8 protein-coding genes are annotated in these 10,640 nt (G+C 75.9%); 1 reads left to right on the top strand and 7 read right to left on the bottom strand.

All coding sequences use genetic code 11. From position 1 onward, the window contains the following. The 3 genes from ACFPZN_RS54980 to ACFPZN_RS54970 all read right to left on the bottom strand — a co-directional run. On the bottom strand, positions 1-1,438 hold a 1,438-nt coding region (locus ACFPZN_RS54980; RefSeq protein WP_378293212.1), incomplete at its 3' end, for a lipid II flippase MurJ. After that, positions 1,435-2,811, bottom strand: a complete 1,377-nt coding sequence (locus ACFPZN_RS54975; RefSeq protein ID WP_378293210.1) for an O-antigen ligase family protein — start codon at positions 2,809-2,811, stop codon at positions 1,435-1,437. The genes ACFPZN_RS54980 and ACFPZN_RS54975, both read right to left, overlap by 4 nt. Continuing rightward, positions 2,808-4,445 carry a sugar transferase gene (locus ACFPZN_RS54970; protein ID WP_378293208.1) on the bottom strand — a complete coding sequence of 546 codons (1,638 nt, stop codon included), beginning with the start codon at positions 4,443-4,445 and terminating at the stop codon, positions 2,808-2,810. Before ACFPZN_RS54970 ends, ACFPZN_RS54975 begins: the two co-directional genes overlap by 4 nt. A 301-nt stretch (positions 4,446-4,746) precedes the next feature. Between ACFPZN_RS54970 and ACFPZN_RS54965 the strand changes: the two genes are divergently transcribed. Next, complete coding sequence (locus ACFPZN_RS54965) at positions 4,747-5,841, top strand: zinc metalloprotease (RefSeq protein WP_378293206.1); 1,095 nt, start codon at positions 4,747-4,749, stop codon at positions 5,839-5,841. On the opposite strand, the gene ACFPZN_RS54960 is transcribed toward ACFPZN_RS54965, so the two are convergent. The 4 genes from ACFPZN_RS54960 to ACFPZN_RS54945 form a co-directional block, all read right to left on the bottom strand. Beyond that, positions 5,804-6,919 carry a glycosyltransferase gene (locus ACFPZN_RS54960; RefSeq protein WP_378293203.1) on the bottom strand — a complete coding sequence of 372 codons (1,116 nt, stop codon included), beginning with the start codon at positions 6,917-6,919 and terminating at the stop codon, positions 5,804-5,806. The two genes, ACFPZN_RS54965 and ACFPZN_RS54960, sit on opposite strands and share 38 nt — an antisense overlap. Beyond that, on the bottom strand, positions 6,916-7,656 hold the full coding sequence (locus tag ACFPZN_RS54955) for a DUF2334 domain-containing protein (protein WP_378293201.1): 741 nt from the start codon (positions 7,654-7,656) through the stop codon (positions 6,916-6,918). The genes ACFPZN_RS54960 and ACFPZN_RS54955 overlap by 4 nt, the downstream gene beginning before the upstream one ends. A gap of 73 nt (positions 7,657-7,729) precedes the next feature. Next, entirely contained in the window at positions 7,730-8,848 is a 1,119-nt protein-coding gene (locus tag ACFPZN_RS54950) for a glycosyltransferase family 4 protein (protein ID WP_378293199.1), read from the bottom strand. Between the two features lie 130 nt (positions 8,849-8,978). Continuing rightward, the coding region (locus ACFPZN_RS54945; RefSeq protein WP_378293197.1) for a hypothetical protein at positions 8,979-10,640 on the bottom strand (1,662 nt) is incomplete at its 5' end.

The raw sequence follows: 10,640 nt of genomic DNA, 5'->3' as shown, positions 1-10,640 counted from the left end.
CGGGGAACCGGCCGGTGGCGGCCAGCCCGGCCAGGCGGGCGGCGCCGGCCGCGAGCGCCAGCGCCCCGATGTCGCCGCCGGCCGCGCGCAGCGACACGGGCGCGACCCGCCTGCGGACGAGCAGGAGCAGCGCCACCGCGGCCACGGTGATCCCGGCGGCGTTGGCGGCGGCCAGCGCGGCGGTGCCGCCGGTGCCGACCAGGGCGGCGCCGAGCGCGCCCGTGACGGCGAGCCCGGCGGCCATCGCGCACACCGGGTGCCAGACGGGACGGGCGCGCGCGAAGAAGGCCCGCGCGGCGACGCCCGCCATCGCCTGGCCCCACACGCCCAGCATGTAGACGCGCAGGACCAGCGCGGTCCGCTCGCCGTCGGCCTCGGTGAAGCGGCCGTGCTGGAACAGCAGCGCGACGATCTGCGGCGCCAGCGCGATCAGGATCGCGGTGGCGTACAGCACGATCGCGCTGACGACGACCAGGTCGGACTCGACGCGGCGGCGCACCCGGTCCAGGTCCCCGCCGGCCGAGGCGCGGGCCAGCCGGGGGAACGTCACGGTCACCAGCAGCAGCGAGGCCACCATCGGGACCTGGCCCACCTTCTGCGCGTAGTTGAGGTGGGAGATCGACCCGGCGGCGAGGCCGGAGCCGAGGAAGCGCTCGACGAAGACCTGCGACTGCCGGGTGAGGGTGTACAGGACGATCGGCGCGGCCGCCGCCAGCGTCACCGAGGCCGCCGTGTCCCGCGCGGCCCCCTTCGGCTCGCGGACGGCGGCGTCCCGCCCGCCGGCGCCGCGCAGGCAGCGGACGAACGCCGGGAGCTGCACGGCCACCATGAGCAGCCCGCCGCACGCCACGCCGAGCGCCGCGCTGGTGATCCCCAGCGGCACCGCGAACGCCGCGATCATCGTCAGGATGCCGAGGTTGTAGGCGAGGTAGATGGAGGCCGGCGGGCCGAACCGGTGGTGCGCCCGCAGCGTCGCGCTCATGAACCCGGCGATCCCGAAGGCCAGCACGGTCAGCGCCGTCAGCCGCACGCACCGCGCCGCCGGGCCGGGATCCTCCAGGCCGGGCGCGAGCACGTCCACCAGCAGCGGCGCGGCCAGCACCAGGACCAGCGCGACCGCGGCCAGCGCGACCGCCAGCCGCGGCAGCACCGACACCACCAGCGGCCGCACCCCGTCCGGCTCGCGCAGCAGCCGGGTCACCACCGGCACCATGAGCAGCGCCATCGCGTCCTCGATCAGCAGCGGCGACACCGTCTCCGGGATCGTCCAGGCGACGAGGAACGCGTCGGTACCGCTGCTGGCCCCGAACCGGTGCGCCATGACCAGGTCGCGCACGAAGCCCAGCCCGGTCCCGGCGGCGACGAGCAGCCCGGTGAGCAGGGTGGCGCGGCGGATCGAGCCGTCCCGGGCCGGCGGGCGCGCCCCGACGGCCGTCATGCGGTCCCGGCCCGGGGACGGGGCGCGACCTCGGTGCCCGGGCGGGGGAGCCCGGTGGCGGCGCCGGCGGCGACCAGCCCGATCATGATCGCGACCAGCATGCTGCTGGCGCCGCTGATGTCGGCGTACACGAAGTTGATCAGCAGTCCGGCCAGGAAGCCGAACGCGGCCAGCCACAGCGGGTCGCGCGGGTCGCGGTGCCGCCACACCCCGTACGCCAGCGCGCCGAACAGGGCCAGCAGACCCACCAGCCCGACCACGCCCTGCTCGGCCAGGACCAGCAGGTACTGGCTGTGCGGGGACAGCAGCGGCTGGCGGTGGTAGCCGTTGACCCGGTCCATGACCTCGCCCGCCGAGGAGAGCTCGATCGGCGCGTAGGAGTCGCGGTAGGCGGGGAAGTTCTTCACGCCCACGCCCGTGACGGGATGGTCGCCCCACATGCCCCGCGCCGCCGTCCACAGGCTGTAGCGGTCCAGGACGGACTGGTCGGGGGCGTCCATGACCGAGGTCATCGACTGCGCGCGGGCGGCCAGCGTCTGCCCGCCGAGGTCGCCGTCGCCGCCGCCCAGCCCGAGGCCGAGCCCGCCCACCACGACCACCGCCAGCGCGGCGGCGGTCGCCGCGGTGCGCATCGCCAGCCGCCGGCTGTAGGCCAGCAGCACCAGCCCGGCCGCGGCGCCGATCGCGATCCAGCTGCCCCGGCTGAGCGCCAGCAGCAGCGCCGAACCCAGCACCGCCAGGGCCGCCGCCGCGAACGGGCGGACCCGGGGCGGCCCGGCCAGCGCGAACGCCAGCGTGAACACCACGCCGAACCCGGCGACGATCGACAGCGCCATCACGTCCCCGGCGCCGAACGTGCCGACCGCCCGGACCGTCTCGCCCCCGATCGCGGCGCCGTTGCGGGTGAGCGCCTGCCAGATGCCGTAGGACGACTCCGCCAGCGCCACCGCGACCACCGCCGCGGCCACCACCAGGCCGTCCGTCCGGTCCTGGACCAGCGTCATCGCGGCCAGCGGCACCAGCACCAGGAGCTGCACGATCCGCACGTAGCCGGGCAGGCTCGACGCGATGTCCTGCGAGCACAGCGTGGCGATCCCGGCGGCGAGGGCCACCGTCCCGAAGGCGGGCAGCGTCCACAGCGGGGGCGGCGCCACCTTCCGGGCGGCGACCAGCACCGCGGCGACGGTCACCAGGACGAGGCCCGCCAGGTCCCCGGCGGAGACCTGCACGGCCAGCACGTCGCTGAACGTCTCGAACCCGGCGAACCGCGCCGTCCACGCGACCGCGGTCGCGCCGATCTCGGGCGGCACGCACACGCACAGCGCGGCGGCGGCGACCAGCGGGCTCCACCGCCCGGCCAGGGCCCGCCTCACGCGACGTTCCTCGTCAGCACGGCCCGGACGGTCATCAGCAGGATGCGCAGGTCGGCTCCGAAGGTCCAGGTGTCGATGTAGCGGTTGTCCAGCCGCACCCGCAGCTCGATCGAGGTGTCCCCGCGCAGCCCGTTGACCTGCGCCCAGCCGGTGATGCCCACCGGCATCCGGTGCCGCAGCGGGTACTCCGGGCAGGTCTCGGAGAACAGCCGGACGAAGTGCGGCCGTTCGGGGCGCGGGCCGACCAGGCTCATGTCACCGCGGACCACGTTCCACAGCTGCGGCAGCTCGTCCAGCGAGGTCTCGCGCAGGAAGCGGCCGACCGGGCCCATGCGGGCGTCGCCGTCCACCGACCAGCGGGTGTCGGCCTCGTGGTCGTCGGCGGGCCGCAGCGAACGGAACTTCAGCAGCGTGAAGGGCTCGCCGTCCAGGCCGACGCGCCGCTGCCGGAACAGCACGCCGGGGCCGCCCTCGATCCGGACCGCGAGCGCGCAGGCCAGCAGCACCGGCCACAGCGTCAGCAGCAGCAGGGCGGCGGCGACCGTGTCGAAGGCGCGCTTGGCGGCGCGGGCCGTCCGCGCGCCGGGACGCGGCCCCAGGCGCACGAAGGGGATCCCCTCCAGATGCTCGACGGGCGCCTGCGCCGTCCGCGCCCCGGCGCGCGCGAGCAGCAGGTCCGTCGTGGACGGGACCAGCAGCGTCTCGCACGGCAGCGCCGCGCAGATCCGGACCAGCTCGTCCAGACCCGAGCGCCGCACCTCGTCGGCGACGATCACCACGGCGGCGCGGGAGCGGGTCTCGGTGCAGGCGGCCAGGGCGCGCCGCAGGTCCAGCGGGCGGCCCAGCACGGGCAGGGCGGGGACGGGCAGGTCGCCCGGGTCGCCGGTGACGATCTGCCCGACCGGGTCCAGCCCGAAGTCGCGGCGCCGCCGCAGCACCCCGGCCACCAGCGCGGCGCCGGGGCCGGTGCCGATGATGACCGTGGGACGGCCGCGCGGGCGCAGCTTGCGGTGGGTCCGCAGGACGGCGCCCGCGGCCAGCCGGGACGCGCCGGCGAACGCGCAGTACAGGCAGGTGATCCAGAGCCAGATCGCGACGCTTCCGCCCCCGGGGAGCAGCAGCGCGGCCGGCGCCGCCACCACCGCGGCGCGCACCGCGAGGGCGGGCGCGTCGTCGAGCAGGGACGGCCTGCGGCGGCACCGGTGGAGCCCGGCGGGGGCGTTCACCGCGACGATCGCGGCGGCGGCCGTCACCATCGCGGTCACCGTGCCGGTCACGGTCACGGCGCCCGCGCCCGTGCCGCCCGCCGCCGTGCCGTTCACCATGCCGGCGGCGACGGTCACGGCGGTGGCCATGGCGAGCGCGTCCGCGGTGCCCAGCGTGAGCGCGTACAGGGCGGCCAGCGGTCGCGGGCGGGACGCCGTGGCGGGACGGGCCGCCGGGCCGGTCACGACCGGGATGACGCTCGTCGCGGTCAGGGTGCGGGTTCCCCCGCCCACGGCCTGCTGCGCCTGTCCTGCGTGTCCTTCGTGTCTCCCGCCGGGATCATCCTCGGAGCGCTCCTCGCGGCCCTCGTCGGCGCCGTCCTCGACGTCCCCTCCGACGGCGGGGACGCTCAGCCCCTGAGAGCCCATCGCGGTCGTCCTTTCTCAGAGGGCTAAGCGGCTGCCCGGTACTGCTGATCCACGGAAGTCTGTCCGCCGGATACCCACTGATCGTTGAAACGCCACCACCCCGTCCCAGGGCTTTAACAAAGGCCGACGCGCTTTTGAGAACGACCGTGGTGCCGGAAACGCCCGGCGCTCACGGCCTCGGCACATGGTTATGCGATGTCCGGTTATCTAGGTCGAACAATGGATATTTCGTCGGGTGTGCTGGGGTGGATTTTGGGCGTCGATGGCTTTATCCGATGTCGCGCGTGCCCAGTAATGTGATGTGCGCTCTTACAAGTTCCGGACGGGTTCGCCCGCCGGGTCCCTGTCCGCCGCGGCCGCGCTCACCGCGTTCACCGCGGCGGCCTGCGCGATCCCGGCGACGGCCGACGGCCCGGTGCCGGGCGCGCGGGAGGCCAGGCCGCCGGCCTGGTGCCGTCCCGGCCCCGGACTGCGGGCCGGAGCGCTGCCCCGGATCGTGGACCTGTTCCAGTGCGACGTGCGCGGACGGGTCATCAGGGGCACGAGCGGGGTCGCCGCCACCGTGCCGCACGACGGCTCCTCGGTGACCTCGCGCCTGCTGCGCCGCCACGGCGCCGCGGAACTGCGGATCGACGTCGACGCCGAGGCCGGGACGGCGACCATCGTCGAGCGCCGGGCCCGGATCCCCGAGGGCCGCCCGCGCCAGGCCGCCCTCGCGCCGCTGCCCGCCTGCACCGACACCGCCCGCAAGCTCGGGCCCGACCGGTGGCCGCGCGGAACGCGGATCTCCTGGCACTACTACCCGGGCTCCGTCGCGTTCAGCGGGATGCCCGCCGGGTCCGGGGCCGGAGCCTTCAGACGCGGCGTGCGCAGAGCGGTGGACGTCCGCACCGACTGCGTCAGGGGCTCGCTCTCCTACAGCCCCAAGCCGGACATCTACCAGCGGTACGCGGGACGGACGGACTCACCGCCGAACATCCTCGGCCCCGGAGCCTGCCAGTCCAGGAACGGGATCAACTCCTTCGGCTGGGCCGAACTGCGCACTCCCGACCGCGACATCCTCGCGGTCACCTGCACCTGGCACGTCGGCAACGTCATCCGCGAGGCCGACATGGCCGTCCAGACCCAGGGCAAGCGCTGGTGGACGACCCGCGCCCCGCGCCGCGGCGGCGCCCAGCCCGTCCCCGGGTGCCCGGAGGGGCGGTACGAGGCGGTCTCCGTCGTCACCCACGAGATGCTGCACGTGCTCGGGCTCCAGCACATCGACGGCGTCCGGCACCAGAACCTGTCGATGAGCCCGTACGTCCGTCCCTGCGACGACCGCGACGCCACCCTCGGCCTGGGCGACTACCTGGGGCTCATCGACCTGTACGGAGCGCGCCCCGGCCCGCGGTGAGGACCTCCAGCATGCCCGCGACGGTCGCGTCCCACGGGTAGCGTTCCGCGCGGGCCCGGGCCGCGGCGCGGCGCCGCTCCCGCGGCCACGACAGCACCTCCTGGACGCCGTCGGCGAACCGCTCCGGCACCGGCGGCACCGCGACCCCGGCACCCGGGACGAGCAGCTCGGGCGCCGCCCCGCGGTCCGCCGCGACCACCGGCGTGCCGCACGCCAGCGCCTCCAGCGCCGCCAGCCCGAACGACTCCACCGGGCAGGCGGCCAGCGCGACGTCCGCCTCCGCCAGCAGCCGCGCCACGGCGGCCCGGTCGGGCACGTGCCCGTGGAACCGGGCGCGCAGCCCGGCCCGCGCGGCCGCGGCCCGCAACCCGGCCGCCTGCGGCCCGTCGCCGACCAGGTCGAGCCGGACGGGCACGCCCCGGCGGTGCAGCTCGATCGCCGCCGCCACCGCCAGGCCCGGCCGCTTCTCCCGGGACAGCCGCCCGAGGTGTGTCAGCCGGACCTCGCCGCGGCACGGCGCCGGGCCCGGCAGCGGCCGGAAGGTGTCCAGGTCCACGCCGAGCGGGACGAGGTGCAGGTCGCGGGCGCCCACCCGGCCGAACTCGGCGGCGGCGAACGCCGACGTGGCCACGATCGCGTCGAACGCCCGCACCAGCCCGCCGTTCCAGCGGTCGGTGAGGGGCCGCAGCGGAAACCCGCCGGGGACGCGCGGCGCGAGGATCGCGTCCAGCCGCTCGTGCGACAGCAGCACCGACCGCACCCCGTGCCGCCGCGCCCACCGCGCCGCCACGGTCAGCGTCGCCTTGTCCGACACCTCGACGACGTCCGGGCGCAGCCGGGCGAGCGCGCGCAGCACCGGCCGCGGATCCAGCACCAGCCGGTAGCCGGGCGCCACCGACGGCCCCGGCACGGTCACGATCGTGCCCGCGGCGCCGTTGTGCCGACCGTGCTCCCGTCCCGGGACGACCAGGGCGCGCTCGTGCCCGGCCGCCGCGTACCCGCGGCCGAGCATGTCCACCGCGGTCCGCAGGCCGCCGGACACCGGGCTGTACAGATTGGCGAGCTGGACGATCCTCACGCGCCCACCAGCGCCCGGTAGGTGACCGGCCGCCCGCCCGCCGCCAGCGCCGCGTCCACGGCGTCCAGCGCGGCCTCGCGCAGGCCCGGCCTGCCCAGATCGGCCGGGTGCAGCGCGATCCGGAACGGCGTGCGCGACCGCGCGAGGAACCGGGCCGCCCCCACCATCAGCCGCGCGCCCGCGCGTTCGCCCGCCCCGCCCGGCCGGTGCGACAGCGCGGGCATCCGCCGCGGCGTCCGCCCGCCGGTCAGGTCGTGCAGCGCGAGCTGGCTCGTCCAGTACGCGAAGCCCAGCCCGGCCAGGGCGCGGCGGGTGCCGGGGGAGGCGAGCCAGCCGGGCGGGGTGAAGCCGACGATGTCGAGCCCGGCCTCCTCCAGCGCCTCCCGCCCCTCGCGCAGCAGCCGCCGCGCGTGCTCCTCCGGGAGCGCGCAGAACTCGCCCGCGCCCCGCGCCACCACCTGGTTCACCGCCTGCCGCCAGGCCGCGCCGCCGGGCACCCGCGCGTGGTGGAAGCCGTGCAGCGACAGCTCGTGGCCGCGCCCGCCCGCCTCCCGCAGCCAGGCCGCCAGGCCCGGCACCTCACCGGTCGCGGGCCCGCCGCCGTACGGCCCGGGGATCACCAGCAGCGTGCACGGGATCGCACGCCGGTCCAGCTCGGCGACCCAGTCGTCCACGGGCACCCGCGTGGCCGGCGCCACGTCGTGCACGGACACGACGAACGGAAACGCCTTGCTCATGCCGCTCCTCCGTGGGGGGACGACCCCCCACACCCCCCGGCAAGAACAGCGCTCATGCCCTCGCTTCGCTCGGTCATGCCGCCTCGCTGGCCGCGGTGCCGCCGAGGAGCCCCGCGTAGTGGCCGAGCAGTTGGTCGCAGATCATGTCCCAGCTCCGTCCCCGCACCGACCGGCGCGCGTTCAGGCTCATCAGCCGCCGCAGCAGCGGGTCGCCCGCCAGCGCGGCGACCGCCGTCCGCAGCTCGGCCTCGTCGTCCGGGGTGAACAGCAGCCCGTTGTGCCCGGGCCGCACCAGGTCGAGCGGGCCCCCGGCGGCGGGCGCCACGACCGGCACACCCGACGCCAGCCCCTCCTGGACGGCCTGGCAGAACGTCTCGTCGGCGCCCGTGTGCACGAACACGTCCAGGGACGCCACCAGCTCCGACAGCTCTTGTCCCGTCCGGAACCCGGTGAACGCCGCGTCCGGCAGCATCCGCCGCAGCCGGCCCTCCTCGGGACCGTCGCCGACCACGACGAGCCGCGTCCCGGGAATGCCGGCGAGCGCGGCCAGCATCCGGGGGCGCTTCTCGGCGGCCAGCCGCCCCACGTAACCGACCAGCACCTCCCCGGCCGGGGCCAGACGAGCGCGGAGGGACTCGGAGCGGTGGCCGGGATTGAAGCGCTCCTGGTCGACGCCGCGCGCCCACAGCGCCAGCCGCGGCACGCCGCGCCGCTCCAGCTCGGCCAGCAGCGGGCTGGACGGCACCAGCGTCAGGTCCGCGCGCGCGTGCAACCGGCGCAGCCAGCGCCACACGGCGGGCGAGGCGGCGCCCAGCCCGTACTGCCGGATGAACCCGGCCACGTCGGTCTGGAACACCGCCACCGCGGGCACGTCCAGCTCCCGCGCGGCGGTCAGACCGCCCGCGCCGAGCACCACGGGCGAGGCCAGATGGACGATGTCGGGGCCGAAGTCGCGCACCGCCGCGCGCATCCGGCCGGTCGGGACGCCGAGGGCGAACGAGCGGTAGCAGGGGAGGGCGAGCGCCGGGACCGTGCGCACGGCCTGCCCGGCGTAACGGTCCCGGTCGGGCGCGGGGGCGATCACGAGGACCTCGTGCCCGCGGGCCGCGAGCTGTTCGGTGACACGGCAGACCGAATTCGTGACCCCGTTGACCCGGGGGAGGAACGACTCGGTCACGATGGTGACCTTCACGCTGCAGAGCGTGGCCACGGCGACCGACGGGCGCGTCGCCCCCCGGCACCGCGTGACCGAACACTAGGCGAACGTCCGGTTTGTCCGTAGCGTCCCGTCAGCTGCCGGTCAGCCGCCCTTCAGCCGCCCTTCAGATCATCTCCAGCAGGCGGGCCAGCGTGTGCGACTTGGTGCCCCCGAGGGCGAGGTCCTTGGCCGCGTAACCGAACAGGTGGTGCATCATCCGATCGCGCAGGTCGCGGTACTGGAGGTAGTCGCGCCGGCCGAACAGCTCCGGGTCGTCCAGGTCGCTGGGCACGTGGTACGGCCGCGTCACCAGGACGCGCCGCGCCGCCACCGCCGGCCTCCTCGTGCCGTTCCCGCCGCCGACCCGGCCCGGCGGGATCCGGTACGCCCTGGCGCCCGCGCCGCCGGAGAACGAGGCGTACAGCGGACCCGACGACTCGTCGTCGACGCAGAGGCCCTCGTGGCCGATCCCGAACTCGACGGTGTGCACCGTGAAGGACCGCCCCGTCACCGGATCGGTGCCGGTCGCGCTGTCGGCGCTGAAATCGACCGTCATCGAGTGCGCCAGCTCCAGCGAGTACCTCACCCGCTGCGCCGTGACGACCAGCCGCGGCGCCAGGCCCGCCCACTCCTCCGGAGACGACGGCCCGGAACGGCCGTGCGCCGGCCCGTCGGCCAGCACCCGCGCGAAGGCGTTGTCGACCCCGCCGCCCGCGAGGAACTCCCCGAGCCGCGCCGGATCGACCGGCTCCATCAGATGCACCTGCGAGGTCAGCCGGATCCGCTCGCCCGGCTCCCCCTGCCGGGTGACCGTGCGGCCCTTCACCTGGAGCAGGAACCCGCCCGGCCCGTCCCCGCCGAACTGGCGGCGCCGCAGCACGATCCCGTGCCGCAGCAGCGTCAGCTCCGGGACGTCGTAGTAGGTGTCGGTGCACCTGCGCACGTCCTCGCCCGACATCAGCTCGACGCCCAGCGCCTTCAGCTCCGCCGGCCGCGAGTACAGCGCCCGCATCTTCGCCACCACCGACACGTGCTGCTCGCCGGAGATGAAGAACTCCGACTCGGCCTCCAGCGCCGTGGCCATCTCCAGGCCCGGCCGCAGCAGGTCGGCGAACGCCCGGTAGACGGGACGGCTGGTGCGCAGCGGCTCGGCCGCCGTCCACGCCGTCTTGGCGACCGCCTCCGACGCCTTCAGATCGTCCACGGTGATGGGGCGCAGATCGATGCGGCCGGAGCCGTACTTCTGCTCGGTGCCGCCGCAGTAGTGGCGGGGCGCGTTCGGGCCGGTGCGGTTGTCCCACCACTCGGCCCGGATGCCCGCCTGGGGAAGCGCTTCGATGACGGCGTCGCGGACGGGCACGCCGTCCGGCCGCTCCAGCTCCAGCAGCTTGGCCAGCTGGTTCCAGGTGTAGGACGCCGAGAACGTGCAGACGTTCTGGTCGGGCGGCGGCGTCAGGACGATGACGATGTCCAGCGTCCGGCCGCCGGGGGCCTCCAGCGTCACCGGGATCAGGTCGTGCGGCACCGCGACGTGCCTGAGGTCGGACAGGACGGTGACCTGGAAGCTCAGCCCGTCCTCGTTGACGCTGTAGCCGTTCACGATCAGCCGGGCGAGGTCCTTGAAACGGTGGTCGCGGGAGTACAGCGGCGGGGTGACCGTGGGCCGGTCCGACAGCCGTCCCGCCACCGGGGCCAGCAGCATCGACGCCAGCGACGAGGGCGCCATGACCAGCCCGGCCTCCAGGGGGCTGAACCCGCGCACCGACTGCAGGTAGAGGGTCATCGG

This window comes from Actinomadura rugatobispora (assembly GCF_042656285.1).
Lineage (GTDB): Bacteria > Actinomycetota > Actinomycetes > Streptosporangiales > Streptosporangiaceae > Spirillospora > Spirillospora rugatobispora.
This window is presented reverse-complemented; position numbering and strand designations above follow the sequence as displayed.

What these genes read in the sequence shown, in the direction of transcription:
- ACFPZN_RS54970 (WP_378293208.1), bottom strand. Translation starts at nt 4,445, where the DNA reads ATGGGCTCTCAGGGGCTGAGCGTCCCCGCCGTCGGAGGGGACGTCGAG.
- ACFPZN_RS54955 (WP_378293201.1), bottom strand. Translation starts at nt 7,656, where the DNA reads ATGAGCAAGGCGTTTCCGTTCGTCGTGTCCGTGCACGACGTGGCGCCG.